This is a genomic window from Bordetella tumbae (genome assembly GCF_965139195.1).
GTDB lineage: Bacteria > Pseudomonadota > Gammaproteobacteria > Burkholderiales > Burkholderiaceae_B > Bordetella_A > Bordetella_A tumbae.
In genome coordinates this window covers 64,294-79,842 of sequence record NZ_CBCSJH010000012.1, presented here as the reverse complement: position 1 = coordinate 79,842, position 15,549 = coordinate 64,294, and the positions used below count along the sequence as shown (strand labels likewise).

Annotated in this window: 17 protein-coding genes; 9 read left to right on the top strand and 8 right to left on the bottom strand. The window is 60.1% G+C overall.

Going from position 1 to position 15,549, the window contains the following annotated elements; translation table 11 throughout:
- Positions 1-33: 33 nt before the first annotated feature.
- Positions 34-567 carry a signal peptidase II gene (gene lspA, locus ACNA0J_RS14860; protein WP_415819649.1) on the top strand — a complete coding sequence of 178 codons (534 nt, stop codon included), beginning with the start codon at positions 34-36 and terminating at the stop codon, positions 565-567.
- 21 nt (positions 568-588) lie between these two features.
- Here the strand turns inward: lspA and ACNA0J_RS14855 are convergent, their stop codons facing one another.
- On the bottom strand, positions 589-1,296 hold the full coding sequence (locus tag ACNA0J_RS14855) for a GntR family transcriptional regulator (protein WP_415819648.1): 708 nt from the start codon (positions 1,294-1,296) through the stop codon (positions 589-591).
- Positions 1,297-1,456: 160 nt separating this feature from the next.
- Here ACNA0J_RS14855 and ACNA0J_RS14850 point away from each other — a divergent pair, with 160 nt between their 5' ends.
- From ACNA0J_RS14850 to coaBC, 6 genes are all read left to right on the top strand, one after another.
- Complete coding sequence (locus ACNA0J_RS14850) at positions 1,457-2,422, top strand: Bug family tripartite tricarboxylate transporter substrate binding protein (RefSeq protein WP_415819647.1); 966 nt, start codon at positions 1,457-1,459, stop codon at positions 2,420-2,422.
- A gap of 8 nt (positions 2,423-2,430) precedes the next feature.
- Entirely contained in the window at positions 2,431-3,573 is a 1,143-nt protein-coding gene (locus ACNA0J_RS14845) for a mandelate racemase/muconate lactonizing enzyme family protein (protein WP_415819646.1), read from the top strand.
- Between the two features lie 5 nt (positions 3,574-3,578).
- Positions 3,579-4,490 carry a fumarylacetoacetate hydrolase family protein gene (locus ACNA0J_RS14840; RefSeq protein WP_415819645.1) on the top strand — a complete coding sequence of 304 codons (912 nt, stop codon included), beginning with the start codon at positions 3,579-3,581 and terminating at the stop codon, positions 4,488-4,490.
- Positions 4,480-5,454, top strand: coding sequence for an NAD(P)-dependent oxidoreductase (locus ACNA0J_RS14835; RefSeq protein ID WP_415819644.1), 975 nt, complete (start codon positions 4,480-4,482; stop codon positions 5,452-5,454). Before ACNA0J_RS14840 ends, ACNA0J_RS14835 begins: the two co-directional genes overlap by 11 nt.
- An 8-nt stretch (positions 5,455-5,462) precedes the next feature.
- Positions 5,463-6,605 carry a mandelate racemase/muconate lactonizing enzyme family protein gene (locus ACNA0J_RS14830; protein ID WP_415819643.1) on the top strand — a complete coding sequence of 381 codons (1,143 nt, stop codon included), beginning with the start codon at positions 5,463-5,465 and terminating at the stop codon, positions 6,603-6,605.
- A gap of 82 nt (positions 6,606-6,687) precedes the next feature.
- A complete protein-coding gene (gene coaBC, locus ACNA0J_RS14825; protein ID WP_415819642.1) occupies positions 6,688-7,893 on the top strand; it encodes a bifunctional phosphopantothenoylcysteine decarboxylase/phosphopantothenate--cysteine ligase CoaBC in 1,206 nt (401 codons plus the stop codon).
- Positions 7,894-7,951: 58 nt separating this feature from the next.
- On the opposite strand, the gene ACNA0J_RS14820 is transcribed toward coaBC, so the two are convergent.
- Positions 7,952-9,037, bottom strand: a complete 1,086-nt coding sequence (locus ACNA0J_RS14820; protein WP_415819641.1) for a metal-dependent hydrolase — start codon at positions 9,035-9,037, stop codon at positions 7,952-7,954.
- 123 nt (positions 9,038-9,160) lie between these two features.
- Here ACNA0J_RS14820 and ACNA0J_RS14815 point away from each other — a divergent pair, with 123 nt between their 5' ends.
- Positions 9,161-9,724: a hypothetical protein gene (locus ACNA0J_RS14815; protein WP_415819640.1), complete on the top strand. Its 564-nt coding sequence runs from the start codon at positions 9,161-9,163 to the stop codon at positions 9,722-9,724.
- 136 nt (positions 9,725-9,860) lie between these two features.
- Positions 9,861-10,493 carry a dUTP diphosphatase gene (locus tag ACNA0J_RS14810; protein ID WP_415819696.1) on the top strand — a complete coding sequence of 211 codons (633 nt, stop codon included), beginning with the start codon at positions 9,861-9,863 and terminating at the stop codon, positions 10,491-10,493.
- A 62-nt stretch (positions 10,494-10,555) separates the two neighbouring features.
- On the opposite strand, the gene ehuA is transcribed toward ACNA0J_RS14810, so the two are convergent.
- The 6 genes from ehuA to ACNA0J_RS14780 all read right to left on the bottom strand — a co-directional run bounded on the left by ehuA (position 10,556) and on the right by ACNA0J_RS14780 (position 15,399).
- Positions 10,556-11,326, bottom strand: coding sequence for an ectoine/hydroxyectoine ABC transporter ATP-binding protein EhuA (ehuA, locus tag ACNA0J_RS14805; RefSeq protein ID WP_415819639.1), 771 nt, complete (start codon positions 11,324-11,326; stop codon positions 10,556-10,558).
- Positions 11,323-11,994, bottom strand: coding sequence for an ectoine/hydroxyectoine ABC transporter permease subunit EhuD (gene ehuD / locus ACNA0J_RS14800; RefSeq protein WP_415819638.1), 672 nt, complete (start codon positions 11,992-11,994; stop codon positions 11,323-11,325). The genes ehuA and ehuD overlap by 4 nt, the downstream gene beginning before the upstream one ends.
- Complete coding sequence (ehuC, locus tag ACNA0J_RS14795) at positions 11,991-12,632, bottom strand: ectoine/hydroxyectoine ABC transporter permease subunit EhuC (RefSeq protein WP_415819695.1); 642 nt, start codon at positions 12,630-12,632, stop codon at positions 11,991-11,993. The genes ehuD and ehuC overlap by 4 nt, the downstream gene beginning before the upstream one ends.
- Before the next feature lie 15 nt (positions 12,633-12,647).
- Positions 12,648-13,586, bottom strand: a complete 939-nt coding sequence (gene ehuB / locus ACNA0J_RS14790; RefSeq protein ID WP_415819637.1) for an ectoine/hydroxyectoine ABC transporter substrate-binding protein EhuB — start codon at positions 13,584-13,586, stop codon at positions 12,648-12,650.
- A gap of 231 nt (positions 13,587-13,817) precedes the next feature.
- A complete protein-coding gene (locus ACNA0J_RS14785) occupies positions 13,818-14,978 on the bottom strand; it encodes an ABC transporter substrate-binding protein (protein WP_415819636.1) in 1,161 nt (386 codons plus the stop codon).
- A gap of 235 nt (positions 14,979-15,213) precedes the next feature.
- Complete coding sequence (locus tag ACNA0J_RS14780; RefSeq protein ID WP_415819635.1) at positions 15,214-15,399, bottom strand: hypothetical protein; 186 nt, start codon at positions 15,397-15,399, stop codon at positions 15,214-15,216.
- Between the last annotated feature and the right edge of the window lie 150 nt (positions 15,400-15,549).

Sequence of the window (15,549 nt, the reverse complement as noted above, 5' to 3'; positions counted from 1 at the left end):
CGTGAGGTATCAAGCCAATCCTCGGCGGGCTCCATGAACAATGCGAGCTCGCAGCCAGGCCGTGGGCCAGGAGAGCCGATCCAACCAGCGCCGCGTACCACCGGGCGCTGGTTATCGATCGCCTTGCTGCTGATCGTCCTGGACCAGATCACCAAGCTGTATTTCGACTCGGCTTACACGTACGGCCAACGCGTCAATGTGCTGCCGATTTTTGATTTCACGTTGATGTACAACCGCGGCGCGGCGTTCAGTTTCCTGGCTTCCGAAGCCGGTTGGCAACGGTGGCTGTTCACCGGACTGGGCATCGTCGCGTCTGTCGTCATTGTCTGGATGCTACGCCGGAATACGGCGCAGCCGCGCTTTTGCCTGGCGCTCACGCTGATACTCGGCGGCGCGCTGGGTAATGTGATCGATCGCGTGGTCTACGGTCACGTCATCGATTTCCTGTTGTTCTACTGGAACGACTGGTACTACCCCGCTTTTAACATTGCCGACGTCTGCATTACCTGCGGTGCAGTGCTGCTGGTACTGGACGAACTGCTGCGCGCACGCAAGCCGCGCAACTGAGGCCTGCACAGGCGGCGGCCCTCACCCCGCCTGTGTGTCCACCGCCGCAGCCTCGCGGCTGCACAGCAATTGATGGATATATGTCCCCGCCTCGGAAATATCGCGGCGGATGGCATCCGCTACGCCCTGCGCATCCTGACGCTCCAGGGCATCCAACGCCGCGGCATGGTAGTCCGTCTTTTTCAAGTACGGCACATATTCCGGCAAGACGATGGTCAAGACCGGTCCGCAGCGCAGCCACAGCGTCTCAATGGCATCCTGGATGATGGGCATGTGCGCCAGTGTGTAGATACCGAAATGAAAGCGGCGATGCATCTCCAGATAATGATCTCGCCGTTCCTCATTGATGTGATCCGTCATCTGCGCCAGGTGCTGGCGCAACAACGCGACATCCGCATCGGTTGCATGGGCCGCGGCCTCGTAGGCGGCACGTGACTCCAGATCTGCACGCATGATGGTCAACTGGCGGAATTGATCAGGATCGATGGGCGGCACAATGGCGCCACCTCCCTGCCCCCCGGTACCGCGCTCGAGCACACGCTCGGCGATCAAATGATTCACCGCATCACGCACGGGCGTCAGGCTGATCCCCAATTCGCCAGCCACGTCGCGCAGCAAAATGCGTTGCCCCGGCACGAAACGCCCGGCCAATAGCGCGCCCCGCAATTCGGCATACGCCCGGTCCCACAGCGTGTATTTCTCGATTTGCTTCAGGCCGGTTGCACCCACGTAGAACTCCTTTGTTACAACGAATAGCGAACCAGGATGTTCGCACTGTCCGCCTCGCTTGGCAAATTGGCATTTCCCTATTGTTGTTTGTTATAACGAATGCTAGCATCACTGCAAAACAGCAAGCCGAAAATCGGCCAACTCCAAGGAGGAGACAACCATGTCCTTGATAAAAAAAGCGTTTTTTGCTGTCGCGTTGACTGCTGTATCTCTGCCGGCCTGGTCAGCCGATGCTTACCCAACGAGAGATGTGCGATTCATCGTGCCCTGGAATGCTGGGGGTTCGAACGACATCGCCGCCCGTGCGCTGCAGCAGATCCTGGCGAAAGACGGGTTCAACATCGTGGTGGAGAACGCCCCTGGCGCCACCGGTGCCATTGGCCTGACCAAGGTTGCCAATGCTCCGGCTGACGGCTATGTCATAGGCATGGGCACGAGTTCGACGCTGGCTCAGATTGCCCAGAAAATGACACCGCTGCGCAACGATCAATTCACCCATATCGCACGCGTATCGACCGATCCGCTCATCCTGCTGGTGCCAGCATCAAGTCCCGCGCAGACCCTGGAAGCGTTCCTCGACTACATGAAGAAGAACCCGGGCAAGGTCTCTATCGGCACCCCAGGCACCAATAATCTGAACCATATTTTTGCCGAGATGACGGCTCGCGTCGCAGGCGTGCCTTACGTCAATGTGCCTTACCCTGGCGGGTCCAAAGTCATCGCGGATTTGTCCGGCAAACAAATCCAGGCTGCGGTGCTAAAGCCCTCGGAAAGCCGCGGCCAGATCGAAGCCGGCTACGTCAAACCCATCGCCGTCTTTGACACCCAACGCCTGAAGGTCATGCCCGACGTACCGACCTTCAAGGAAAAAGGCTACGACGTGTTTCCCTATGGCCCCTTGGTGCAGATGGCTTATGTCGTCGGCCCCGCCGGCCTGCCCGGTCCCGTGCGCGACAAGCTCATCCAGGCTTTTGAGGCCGCGATCTTGAGCCCTACTTTCAAATCCTTTTCCGAACAGAACGGTTTTCTCGTGGACGGCCTTTCTGGCGACGCCCTGGAAAAAGAAGTATTGGCCGTCCAGAAAACACTGGATGACGTTGGAACCAAAGTCTTCAAAGCAAAATGAGGTCGGATGTGAGCACCATCAAGAAAGTTACTTGCCATGTTGTCAGCGCGCCTGTCGAGCGTCCCTTTACCTCATCGCGCGGATGGTTGTACAAGTCGCGCGGCTCGTGCATTGTCGAAATCGAAACCACGGACGGTGTGGTCGGTTGGGGCGAATGCTATGGCCCCGCCCAGGTGGCACGCGCCTATATCGACTCGCAATACGGCCCACGCATCGTGGGACGCGATGCCTTCGATGTAGAGGTGATCTGGGAAGACCTCTACAACCGTATCAAAGACTACGGATCCAAGGGCATGGCGATCTCTGCCCTGAGCGGTATCGACATCGCATTGTGGGACATCATCGGCAAGGTCTGCGGCAAACCGATCCATAAACTTATTGGCGGTGCTCACCGGACTGAAGTCTCGGCCTATGCGACCGGCCTGTATTTCATCGATATGGACCGGCTCATCGAAGAAGCCGTCGAAGAAGCGCGCGGCTACGTGGAAGAAGGCTTCACCGCCATAAAGATGAAAATCGGCCTGGGTTCGCCCAAGCTGGACATCGAACGCGTAGCCGCGGTACGCAAAGCCATCGGCGATGATGTGCGGTTGATGGTGGATGCCAATCATTGTTTCACCGTGCCGGCCGCGATACGCCTGGGGCGCGAGCTGGAACAACTGAATGTGGAATGGTTCGAAGAGCCCATTTCGCCCGAAGATGTCGACGGCTATGTCGAGGTCACGCGCGCGCTGGACATGGCTGTCGCAGGTGGAGAAAACGAATTTACCCGATGGGGTTTTCGCGATCTGGTCGTGCGCAAGGCCATGGACATTGTGCAGCCCGACGTATGCGCCGCCGGCGGCATCAGCGAATGCCGCAAGATCGCCACGCTGGCGGCCGCGCATGGCGTCGAATGCGTGCCCCATGCATGGGGTTCGGCCATCGGGCTGGCGGCCACGCTGCACTTTTTGGCGGCCCTGCCGGACCAACCGCCGAGCTTTCGCCCCATGCCGCCGCTGCTCGAATTCGAACAGTGCGAGAACCCGTTCCGCGATCATTTGTCGACCGAGCCTATCGTGCAGAAGGCAGGCATCGTACAGGTGCCGGCCGGCGCGGGACTGGGTATCGACATACGGCGTGAAATCCTCGATCAATATCGCGTGGCCTGACGACTATGCGCTTCGTTTCCTACTATGACGCAGCCGGGCGTATCGTGCCCGGCATACTGCCAGGCGATCCCACGGCCCCGGACGCCTGGGTGGCCGACGTCCGGCATCCCGCCTGCTCGGCGCATTACGCGGACTTGCCGGACACGCTGATGGGCTGGGTCGAGTACGGGCTAGCCAACATCGCCCAGCGTGTTGCCGCTGCGCCGCTCATCGATGAAAGTGCGCGGCTGCCTCTACACTCGTTGCGCCTGGCCGCCCCCTTGCCTCGTCCCGGCAAGATCGTCGGTGCCGCGTTCAACTACCATGATGCGCTAGCCGAACGCGACATGGCCTCGCCTGCGGAGCCTGTGATCTTCGTCAAATCCGGGCGCACCGTGATCGGTCCGAATGATGTCATTCGCGTGTTCCCCCATGCAGGCAATGTCACCTACGAGGCCGAGCTGGCAGCCGTCATCGGCAAGCCAGCCTTGCGCGTGTCGCGTGAACACGCCATGAAACACGTGGCCGCCTACACCATCATCAACGACGTCAGCGCCACGACACTGGTCAAAGCCGACAGCGGCTTTGTACGCGGGAAAAATCAGCCTACGTCTGGTCCTCTGGGCCCATGGCTGGTGACACCCGATGAGATCCCGGATCCCTATGCACTGGATATCCATCTGGACATCGATGGACGTGTCCTGCAACAGTCCAGCACGCGCAGCATGCTGTTCAACATTGCCGAACTGATCGAGTATGCCTCGGCACGCATGCCTTTGGATCCAGGCGACATCATTGCCACAGGCACGCCTGCCGGTGTGGCGGGCGCCCATCAACCCCCGGCATGGTTAAAAGCCGGCGATACCGTGTCGATTTCGCTCAGCAAGCTGGGCACATTAAGCAATCCCGTCGCCGCCGGAGCATCAGATGACAGCTAAGCCTCGTGTCCTGCTCACCAATCCTATTCATCCCGATATCCAACCGAAACTCGCAGCGCAGGTCGATCTGATCATCGCGCCCGACACGTCCGCGGACACACTGCGTCGATACGTTGCGGACGTACACGGTCTCGTCGTCCGCGCCCAATTGCCCGCAGATATCTTTGATCATGCTCCCCATTTGCGGGCTGTGGTGCGACATGGTGTCGGACTGGACATGATCCCCATGGAGGCAGCCGATCGACATCGAATCCCCGTCGCCAATGTTCCCGGATCGAACACGTCTGCCGTGGTCGAGTATTGCCTGGCGGCCATGCTCACTCTGCGCCGGCCACTCGCCGCTATCGACGCCGAGCTGCGTCATGCCGGCTGGAGCGCCGCACGGCCGTTGGCGGACCACACCGCCGAACTGGAGGGAATGACTTGCGGCATCGTAGGGGTAGGCGCAATCGGCAGCCGGCTGGCGCAGGCCGCAGCGGGCCTGGGCATGTCGGTGCTGGGCCTGACCCGCCGTCCGGAATCCTTGCCGCCGGGCGTACAGCCCGCTGCGCGAGAGGCCTTGTTCGCCAACGCTGACATCGTTGTGCTGTGCTGCCCGTTGACCGATGAGACGCGCGGGCTGGCGAATGCCGGCATGATCAACAGCATGAAGCCTGGCGCAATACTCATCAATGTGTCGCGCGGCCCCGTCGTGGAGACCGCTGCGTTGTTGGATGCCTTGCGCCGCGGCCATTTAGGCGGAGCCGCGCTGGATGTACATGACATTCAGCCGCTCCCTGCGGACAGCCCGGCACTCGATGTCCCGAATCTGCTGTTGACGCCGCACATTGCAGGCATCACCGATTCCAGCATGCGGCGCATGAGCGAAGGCGCGATTGCCAATTTATTGGCGCTATTGCGTGGCGACCCCGCACCCAACATCGTCAACCCTCATGTGCTGTCCTCCCCTCAATCTACCTCGTGAGATCCGTCATGCGAATTGCCGACATACGCGCCGTGCCCATCTCCTTTCCTGTTCCTGCTGAAAAATCAGTACGCCTGGGCATCGGCCGCAGCGTCAAACGCGACGCGGTGCTGGTACGCGTCGAAACCGACGACGGCCTGGTGGGCTGGGGCGAGGCCCATCACGGACGGTGTCCCGGTGCGATCGCGCGTTTGATCGACACCACTCTGCGCGAACTGGTGCTGGGCATGGACGCCACGGACGTCGCGGGCGTCTGGCATCGCGTCTACAAAATGCAATTGGCCAGCCACGGCATGGGCGCCGCAGCAGCGCTGGCGCTCAGCGGACTGGACCTGGCGTTGTGGGACATCCGCTGCCAAGCGACCCAATGGCCGCTGTGCCAATTGCTCGGCGGCACACCCAAACCGATCAAAGCCTATGCGGGCGGTATCGCATTGGGATGGCAAGCGCCGGAATCCCTCGTTGACGAGGCTCGCGCCTTGGTGGAGCTGGGTTTTCGCGCGTTGAAGCTGCGTGTGGGCGACACGGCACGCCAGGACGTAGAACGCGTGCGCGCCGTACGGCAGGCGCTGGGCGATGAAATCGATCTGCTGGTGGATGCCAACACGGGCTACACCTTGGATGATGTGCGCCGTGTCATGCCGGCCTACGAAGAACTCGGTGTCAGTTGGCTGGAGGAGCCTTTTCCCGCCTGGGACCGGCACGCCTATGCCAGTGCCGCACGGCTCGGCCGTGTCCCCCTGGCGGCAGGCGAAAATCACTACACCCGTTATGAATTCGGCCCGTTGTTAGAAGACGGCAGTGTGGGATTTTTGCAGCCGGACCTGTCCAAGACTGGGGGCATCACAGAGGGGATGCGTATCGCCGCCATGGCGTCGGCCCAGAAACTGACCGTCAATCCCCATACCTCGGCCACGGCCATCAATATGGCGACCTCGATCCACTATTTGTGCGCGGTCGACAATCCCGGCTATTTCGAAGCCGACGTGACCCAGTTGAATCCATTTCGCGACCACCTGGCGGACGTCTTGCCCTATCGCCTGGATGCTCAAGGCTGCGTTGAACCGCTGGCTGGACCGGGCATAGGCTTGCGCCCCGACCCGGCGTTCCTGGCCAAACATCCCCTGATCGAGGGGCCTTGCTACGTCTGAGCACCGCCCGCCCCCAGGCAGCCGGGCGAGCCAGAGGGTTTTTGCCGCATAATGGCGGAATTCGGAATTTTCATATATCCCCATGCTCGACCTCGCCCGCAAACGCATCGTCCTCGGTCTGACCGGCGGTATTGCTTGCTACAAGATTGCCGAACTGGTGCGGCGCCTGACAGAACAAGGCGCCGTCGTCGACGTCGTCATGACCGAGGCAGCCACGCACTTCATCACGCCTGTCACCATGCAGGCGCTGTCGGGGCGTCCGGTGTTCGTGGACGCATGGGATGCCCGTATCGGCAACAACATGGCGCACATCGAACTGACGCGCGGTGCGGATGCGGTCTTGATCGCTCCCGCCAGTGCAGACTTCATGGCCAAACTGGTGCACGGCCTGGCCGACGATCTGCTCTCGACGCTGTGTCTGGCGCGTGCCTGTCCGCTATTGGTAGCGCCCGCCATGAATCGCGAGATGTGGGCCAATCCAGCGACACAGCGCAATGTGGCCCAGTTACGCGCCGATGGCGTCAGTGTGCTGGGCCCGGCATCAGGCGAACAGGCCTGCGGCGAGACCGGAGACGGCCGCATGCTGGAGGCTCACGAGCTGTTGACGGACCTGGTGGCCTTTTTCCAGCCTAAAGTCCTGGCTGGCCGCCATATTCTGCTGACGGCCGGCCCAACGTCCGAGCCCGTCGATCCGGTACGTGTGCTGAGCAACCGTTCGTCCGGCAAGACCGGCTATGCCCTGGCCCGCGCAGCACGCGAGGCCGGTGCGCGCGTGACCTTGGTGACGGGCGCGACCGCCCTGCCCTTGCCACGCGGCGTGACGGCTCTGTCCGTCAACACGGCGCGCCAAATGCATGATGCCGTCATGGCCAATGTACATGATGCAGACGTCTTTATCGCCGTCGCGGCAGTGGCCGATTGGCGGGTAAAAAACGTCAGCGATCAAAAATTGAAGAAAACCAGCGAAGGCGGCGGCGCGCCGGTCATGGAGTTCGAGCCCAACCCCGACATTCTGGCCGAGGTCGCCAAGCTGCCCAAGGGCCCCTGGTGCGTGGGCTTTGCCGCCGAAACGGAAAAGCTCGCGGAACACGCCGAGGCCAAGCGCGTACGCAAAGGCATTCCGCTGCTGGTCGGCAATCTGGCGCACAAAGTCATGGATGCCGACACGACAGAACTGGTGCTCTTTGACGCCCACGGGTCTCATCCGATGCCGGCGGGATCCAAGCTGGACGCCGCGCGCAGGCTCATCGCGGAAATCGCCGCGCGACTGCCTGCGGCCCGACGATAAGAGCGCCTCACACAGCGTCACCAGACTGCCGTCTGCGTTTCAATCAGGCTCAAGGGGGCTACTGCACTTCATCGGACTGACGACGGCCCTCAACGGCCTGCCCAGGCTGAATCGCACGCTCGGCCCATTGCGCCAATGGCAGCGGCGTCGCGCTATCGACGATACGGGCCAGCACGATTTTCATTTGGGCCCATCCGCCACGCTCACTCGGCCAGATGTACGGCGTGACAGGGTGCCAAACGCCATTGGTGGCTCGCTCGGCCATGACAAAGCGAAAGGTGTAATAGCCTGCCATTCCCATACGCAAGTCGGTCACGACCAATTGATTGCCCAGTTCGTCGTAGCGCAGCCAATCATTGGTGAACCAACGCAAGCGCTCATGCAAGGGCACGCCCTTTAAAACACCGGCTTGAGACACATGCAGCGGCAAACGCACCATCTCGGGGCGATCGCGATCGAACCAGCCACTGACGGCCTCGTAGTAGTTGTTCGCACCGTCCTTGGCGATGACACGCCACAGCAGCGTATTGAAAGGCATCGGCGTTGCCAACACTGCCGTCGGCTGCACGCCCTGCTCTCGCAACGCTTGTTCGACCCGAGCCTCCGCATGCCAACGCCCCACCAACGATATACCGAGATAGGCCGTACTGAACACCAATGCAGCAGCCAGCACCGTTCGGGCTCGCGCCGTGCATCCGATGATTGTTGCCACCAGCACCGCGACGACCAATGGCACCGTATACACCGGGTCAATGATGAACACTGCAGACCAGCTCTCGGGTATACGAGCCAATGGCCAAAATAGCTGTGTGCCGTACACCGTGAACGCATCCAGCACCGGATGCGTCACCAACACCAGCCATAGTGTGAGAAACAAGCGCCTGCCACTATAGGGCGCGTCCGGCCACTTTTTACGTACCAGCCACGCCAACACCCCGGCCAAGGCCGTCAGCACAAACACCGAATGAGAAAACCCCCGGTGAAACGTCATTTGCGACACCGGATCGGCATAACGCACCAGCACGTCCATATCCGGCAAGGTGCCCAGCAAAGCACCGTAAAACAGAGCCTTGCGGCCCTGACTGCGTCCCAGCAATGCGCCCTGAATGCCTGCGCCCAGCACAGCTTGTGTAATTGAATCCATATTTTCAGGATATTGTTCTACAAAACGAGGCGCCCGCGCGCCGACTCGCCCCGACCATCCCGCGGCGACAAGCGTTAAGATACCGCACAGATCCTTCCGCCTGCATTTCACCGGACACATTCCATGGCCATATACGGCGAACCCAAGAACGGCGATTTCGTACGCTATATCGAGACGCTGAATCGGCAGAGCGGCAGCCCTGGCCAGGTCTTGCCGCGCCAGCGCAATGCCAAGCCGAATGCACGGCAGACCGAGACGACACCAGCCGAGGCACCGGAATCGATTTATTCCTACGCGCCGCGGAACAAGTCGACGGCGCCGGCCTATTCGCCAGACTCAGATACATCGTCAAGCGCTTATACGCGCAATGCATCCCCTGGCTCAACGAGAGACAGTGACGACGACGAGCCATCGACCACGTTGGCAGCACGTAGCGGCCAGCGGCATCTGTCGTTAGGGTTGGGCATCGCAGGCGCTGTCGCGCTGTGGAACGCGGCACATAGACTGCTCACGGCCATCAATACCCGCAGCCTCGACCTCGACAGCATGGTCCCGGTCGTTTTTCTATTGATATGCGCATGGATGCTGTTCAAGGGCGCTCGTGGTGTGCGCCGGAAACAGAACCGGCCCCTGGCCAAGCTGCCGCCGCTCACGACCGTCCACATGGGCCGGAAACCGCAGAAATAACGTGAGCGGACACGGGGGTTCGGCGCTCAAACAGTTGGTGCTAACATTTCGGGCCTACGGCCCCCGGGCCAGTTGATTTTACGGAGCGAACGTGAGCCACACCCCAGCCGGATTGACCGCTGCCCAGGCAGCAACGATGCTGACCCTGCAAGACCGCCTCAACAGCATCATCAACCCTGACTGGGTGAATGGTGGTGCACGTTTTCTACGGGCGGCCTTTGTCGAGTCCGCCGAAGCCCTGGAACACCACGGCTGGAAATGGTGGAAAAAGCAGACGATCGATCTGCCTCAGGTGCAGATGGAGTTGATCGACATCCTGCATTTCTATTTGTCGCACACACTCGTGTCCGCAGCGGGCTCCGCCCCGGATGCCACCCTCATGCTGGTGGCGGACCTCGCCTCCCCCGAAGCGATTGCACTGGACGGCCACACCTATCGCCTGCCCGATCTGGATGTGCCCCAGCTGCTGGAGCTGATCGGTGGTCTGGCCGTCTGCGGCCGTGCCAGCTATAAAACGCTGGAACACACCATGGCGCGTTGCGAACTGACCTGGCAGGATGCCTTTACCCAATACGTGTCCAAGAACGTGCTGAACCTGTTCCGCCAGGAAAATGGCTACAAGACCGGCACCTACGTCAAAATCTGGCAAGGCGAAGAAGACAACGTCGTCCTCGCTCGCCTGATGTCGGCGCTGGATCCCACCCGCCAGGATTTCGCCGACGCACTGCATGCGGGGCTGCAACAGGCCTACGCAGAAGCGACGCGCTGATCGCTAGATCGGTGTCGTAAAACATACGACCTGTCGGATCACGCCGACAGGTTTGCGCCTCATCAATCCGCCTCGATCACCGTTTGCAGGAATTGCTGCGTGCGTTCTTCTTTGGGGCTGGAAAACAGCACGCTGGATTCTGCGTCCTCGACAATGTTGCCCTGATCGAAAAACAGCGTGCGATCCGAGCTGCGCTCGGCAAAACCCATCTGGTGTGTCACGATGATCATGGTCATTGTGCGCTTGGCGGCGAGGTCTCGCAAAATCTGCAAAATCCCGCCCACCAGTTCTGGATCCAGCGCCGACGTGACCTCGTCGAACAGCATGATCTCTGGATGCATGGCCAAGGCTCGGGCAATCCCCACGCGTTGCTTCTGCCCGCCGGAGAGCTGGGCCGGATAAGCGTCAAGCTTGTCGCCCAGGCCCACCAGCTCCAGGTATTCCTTTGCGCGTTGCGCTGCCTCGTCACGAGGCACGCCGGAAACGTGGACAGGCGCCTCCATGACATTACCCAGCGCGGTCTTGTGCGGGAATAGATTGAAATGTTGAAACACCATGCCGATCTTGCCGCGCACGCGCCGCACATGGGCCGAATTCGGCCCCATCTCACGTCCTTGCGCATCGGTCCACATCGACTCATCATCGATCAGAATCTCGCCACTGGAGGGACGATCCAGCGTCATCAGCAATCGCAGCAAGGTAGATTTTCCCGAGCCCGATGGCCCGATGACCGACACGGTCTGCCCGGCAGGAATCTCCAGATCGATGCCGCGCAATACCTCCAGCTCGCCGTAACGTTTGCATAGTTGCTTCAGGCGAATGCTCGCGCTCATCTTGATCCTCCGAATTTCTTCAACCACGCCTCCAGGCGCCGGACACCCCAGGCGGCAATCAGGCTCAACAGCAAAAACAGCACCCCGACCAGCGTCAATGGTTCGGTATAGCGAAATGTCGCTGAGCCAATGATTTTGCTTTGCTGCAGCAACTCGACCACCGTGATCGCCGACAACAACGGCGTGTCTTTGAACATCGCGACGAGATAATTCCCCAACGCGGGCACGACAGGAGGAATCGCCTGCGGCAGGACGACCCCGACCGCCGTGCGCCACGGCGATAGATTCAGCGCGGTCGCCGCCTCGATCTGTCCACGCGGCACCGACTCGATGCCGGCGCGATAGACCTCAGCGCAATAGGCCGCGTAATGCACACCCAGCGCCAGAATACCCGTGACCAACGGCGACAGCTGCATGCCGCTTTGCGGCAAGACATAGAACAGAAAATACATCTGCACCAACAACGGTGTGCTGCGCACGAACTCGATCAACACCGCAACGGGCATCGAAATCCAACGCGAACGCACACGCCGCAACATGGCCAGCACCAACCCCAGCACGACGGCCAACGCCATGCCAAGTGCGGTCGCTTGTATCGTGATGATCAATGCCGAGCCTAAGGCAGGCAGAATTTCCCAGGCAAATGCCCAATCGAAAATAGGAGTCATCGGACGCGAAACCTCCGCTCCAACAAGCGGATGCCCGCCGTGATCACCAGCGCCACGGCAAAATACAACAGCAGCAGCAAAAGGAAAATCTCAGTCGTACGCAACGTCTCCGCACGCAGCATCTGACCGCGGAAAGTGAGATCGGTGATCGTGATCAACGATACCAACGCCGTGTTTTTCAGCAATTCGATCAGCAAATTGCCGGCGGGCGGCAACATCGCGGGAAACGCCTGCGGCAGCACGATGCGTCGCAGGGATTGTGCGGAAGTCATATTCAATGCAGTTGCCGCCTCGCGCTGCCCGGATGCCACCGCCAAAATCGCGCCGCGCACTACCTCGGCGCCATAAGCGCCCGCGTTCGCAGCCAGCACCACGATGCCAACCGTCACCGCAGGCAATTTCAAGCCGAACAACGGCAGCACGTAATAAAACCAGAACAACTGCACCAAGGCAGAAGTCCCCCGGAATACCTCGACATAGACCAGCGCGATGGCGCTGACGATACGGTGCGTGGACAACCGCGCCAGGCCTGCCGCCAGGGCCAACGGGACGGCCAGCAATGCCGCCCCTGCCGTGATACGCAACGTCATCCACAAGCCGTCGAGCAGCGGCGGCAATAGCGTGGCGAACCCTTCCATTGAAAATGCCACGCCTTATTTGCCAGCGGCCGGTTCACCCGCGCAAAGTTTGGCTGCCGTCACGTCGCCGGGCAATTCCGCTTTGGTAAAGCCGAACGGCTCGACGATCTTGGCGTGCTCCTCGGTACCGATGAACTTGGCCAACTCAGCATTAAAGGCATCGACAAACGCTTGATCGTCCTTGCGGAATGCAAAAGCTCCATAGCCCCGCACGCTCTTGCCATCGATGACCGGATCCGTGAATGGCTCGGCTTTTTCCAGATCGCCGGTGGCCGTCTTGTTCATCAGATCGTTCACCGTCATCGCGGTCGCAGCGTAGGCATCGGCACGGCCGGCCTGCACACCAGACAGCGCGCTCACCACATCGGGAAATACGACGACGCGATCCAGCGGGATATCCATCTTGCGGGCGTACTCGCTTTCGATAGCCCCTACGACGACGCCGAGTTTCGTGTCGTCCTGCTTTGCGATGTCCTCGTAGCTATGCAGTTTTTTGGGATTCCCCTTTTGCACCAGGAACGATTCGCCCACCCCATAGGTGGGATTCGAAAACGCCGCCTGCTGGCAACGCTCCGGCGTGACATACATGCCCGCGGCAATGATGTCGAAACGTTTGGCCTGCAAGCCGGGGATCAACGAGCCGAACTCGGTCAACACGCCTTCGACCTCGTTGATGCCCATGCGCTTGAGCACCACGCGCGCAATCTCCACCGCCTCGCCAGTAATGCGATTGGAATTGCTATCCATATACGCATAGGGGGCTTCGTTCGCGTAGCCGATGCGTATTGTCCCTGCGGCCTTGGCGGCCTCCAGCGTGCTTTGCGCAGCCGGCGGGTTATTAGCGGCAGAGGGTTTCGCGGCAGAGTCATCGGAGTCCGAATCGGAGCATGCCGCCATCAACCCAAGACTGAGCGCCAATACAGCCCATTTGGTCGTCTTCAGAATGTGTGTCATGCGAGGCTCCCTCTCAGAATATTTATGTACAGAACTAATTCACACGAAATAGTACGTCAATTAATCATTTCAACACAAAGTATATGATGACAAAAATCGTACCCGCATCCCCGGCATTGACGCCGCAGTGGCCGTCTTGGGGCGAAAAAAAACGGCAGCGATTTTTCGCTGCCGTGCTTTATGGGGTAAAAACACGAAGCCGCCTGTCAGGCGGCAAGACATTCCTATCGCCTATTGCGCATAAGAAAAACGCCCGTCGCGAATGACGCCCATTACGCGGGCACGCTCATCAAAGCCCTGATGGTCGGTCTTGGAAATATTCAGCACTCCATTGGGGACCACCAAATCACGGGTATTTTCCAGAGCATCGCGCAAAGCCGCGCGGAACTCGGGAGTCCCTGGCTTGGCGCCCGTTTTCAGAGCGCGTCCCACCGCAGAATCCAGCAGCATCCATGCCCCATAAGCATCCCCGGCAAACTGCGTCAGGCTGTTGGAACCGTACTGAGCTTCGTATTTGTCAGCAAACGCCACTGCCACCGATTTAACCGGGTTGCTGTCCGGCAGCTCTCGCGCCACGACCCCTGGGCCGGTGGGAAACAGTGTACCGTCGACGTCTTTGCCGCCCACTTGCAGGAACTCCAGCGTGCCGATGCCGTGCGTCTGATAAATGGGGCCTTTGTAGCCGCGCTCGACCAAGGTTTTTTGTGGCAGCGCCGCAGGCGTCCCCGAGCCGGCGATCAAAATTGCATCGGGTTTTGCCGCCATCGCCTTGAGCACCTGTCCCATCACTGACGCATCGGTGCGCTGAAAGCGCTCTTGAGCGACGACCTTGATATCGTTGCCCGCGGCCGCGTTGAATTCCGTCCACCAGCTATCGCCATAGGAATCGGCAAACCCGATAAACGCGACGTTCTTGATACCTTTCGCACGCATATCGTCCACCAGCGCCGATGCCATCAGCGAGTCGTTTTGCGGCATCTTGAAGGCCCAGCGGCGCTTGGGATCGTCGGCTGGCTCCACAATGACCGCCGAGGCGGCCAGGGCGACCATGGGCGTGCCCGTTTCAGCCAGGACATCCAGGCCGGCCAGGGCGGATGCCGTGATGTTAGGGCCGACAATCGCGTCGACCTTGTCTTCGGAGGTCAGCTTGCGGAAATTCTTTACCGCGCGGCTCACATCCGTGCCGTCGTCCAAAATGACATACCGTGCGGGTTCTCCCCCCAACGTCGCCGGCCACAGGCGTACTGCATTATTGGTCTGAATACCGATCGCAGCGGCGGGACCGGTCGACGAGATATCGACCCCGATCACGACCTCGGCATGAGCGGACCAAGATAGCAAAGGCGCAATAGTGGCGGCCAACGCGGCCAGGCGCAATAAACGGTTGGGCATGAAGGAGTCCAGCAGAGTAGTGAAAAATAATGAACGGGCGCACATCGGCACCACGCATGATATCCAAAACAAGACGTTATTTTGCCGGAACACAGCCCTCGCCCAGAGGCGGGTTCCACAAATAGGTGTTTTAGGACCCAAGGAAGGCCCAATGGACATCAGTAATGACTGGAGGCAATAAAGCAAAATGCCAGCGCTAGCGCTGGCATTTTGTCTAGCTGGCAGATAAGCCAGATTAGCGGCGTACGGTGCGGCAAGAGGAAATGATCGGATGAGCCTGGCGGGCCTCATCCATGCCGTGCAGTATTTCTCCGATGGCTTCCAGGAAATGGGTCACGCCATCCCGAAAACCACGCCAACCGCCTGGCGCCCCGCCGGCCGGTTTGCCCGGCCCCGTAGCCCTGCTTGTGGAAACTTCCATGACCTACTCCTTGAGAAGAATGAAAGGGAACCACAAGAGTCATCTTACGCCCAGTTTTGTTGCAGCACAACATAAGCCATATTCCACTATGGCAAACCAGCAACATCACCAGGATTTAGGATTTTGTGCAATGCAACAAAATCTGCCGTA

What these genes read in the sequence shown, in the direction of transcription:
- lspA (WP_415819649.1), top strand. Translation starts at nt 34, where the DNA reads ATGAACAATGCGAGCTCGCAGCCAGGCCGTGGGCCAGGAGAGCCGATC.
- ACNA0J_RS14850 (WP_415819647.1), top strand. Translation starts at nt 1,457, where the DNA reads ATGTCCTTGATAAAAAAAGCGTTTTTTGCTGTCGCGTTGACTGCTGTA.
- ACNA0J_RS14840 (WP_415819645.1), top strand. Translation starts at nt 3,579, where the DNA reads ATGCGCTTCGTTTCCTACTATGACGCAGCCGGGCGTATCGTGCCCGGC.
- ACNA0J_RS14835 (WP_415819644.1), top strand. Translation starts at nt 4,480, where the DNA reads ATGACAGCTAAGCCTCGTGTCCTGCTCACCAATCCTATTCATCCCGAT.
- ACNA0J_RS14830 (WP_415819643.1), top strand. Translation starts at nt 5,463, where the DNA reads ATGCGAATTGCCGACATACGCGCCGTGCCCATCTCCTTTCCTGTTCCT.
- coaBC (WP_415819642.1), top strand. Translation starts at nt 6,688, where the DNA reads ATGCTCGACCTCGCCCGCAAACGCATCGTCCTCGGTCTGACCGGCGGT.
- ACNA0J_RS14820 (WP_415819641.1), bottom strand. Translation starts at nt 9,037, where the DNA reads ATGGATTCAATTACACAAGCTGTGCTGGGCGCAGGCATTCAGGGCGCA.
- ACNA0J_RS14815 (WP_415819640.1), top strand. Translation starts at nt 9,161, where the DNA reads ATGGCCATATACGGCGAACCCAAGAACGGCGATTTCGTACGCTATATC.
- ACNA0J_RS14810 (WP_415819696.1), top strand. Translation starts at nt 9,861, where the DNA reads ATGCTGACCCTGCAAGACCGCCTCAACAGCATCATCAACCCTGACTGG.
- ehuA (WP_415819639.1), bottom strand. Translation starts at nt 11,326, where the DNA reads ATGAGCGCGAGCATTCGCCTGAAGCAACTATGCAAACGTTACGGCGAG.
- ehuD (WP_415819638.1), bottom strand. Translation starts at nt 11,994, where the DNA reads ATGACTCCTATTTTCGATTGGGCATTTGCCTGGGAAATTCTGCCTGCC.
- ehuC (WP_415819695.1), bottom strand. Translation starts at nt 12,632, where the DNA reads ATGGAAGGGTTCGCCACGCTATTGCCGCCGCTGCTCGACGGCTTGTGG.
- ehuB (WP_415819637.1), bottom strand. Translation starts at nt 13,586, where the DNA reads ATGACACACATTCTGAAGACGACCAAATGGGCTGTATTGGCGCTCAGT.
- ACNA0J_RS14785 (WP_415819636.1), bottom strand. Translation starts at nt 14,978, where the DNA reads ATGCCCAACCGTTTATTGCGCCTGGCCGCGTTGGCCGCCACTATTGCG.
- ACNA0J_RS14780 (WP_415819635.1), bottom strand. Translation starts at nt 15,399, where the DNA reads ATGGAAGTTTCCACAAGCAGGGCTACGGGGCCGGGCAAACCGGCCGGC.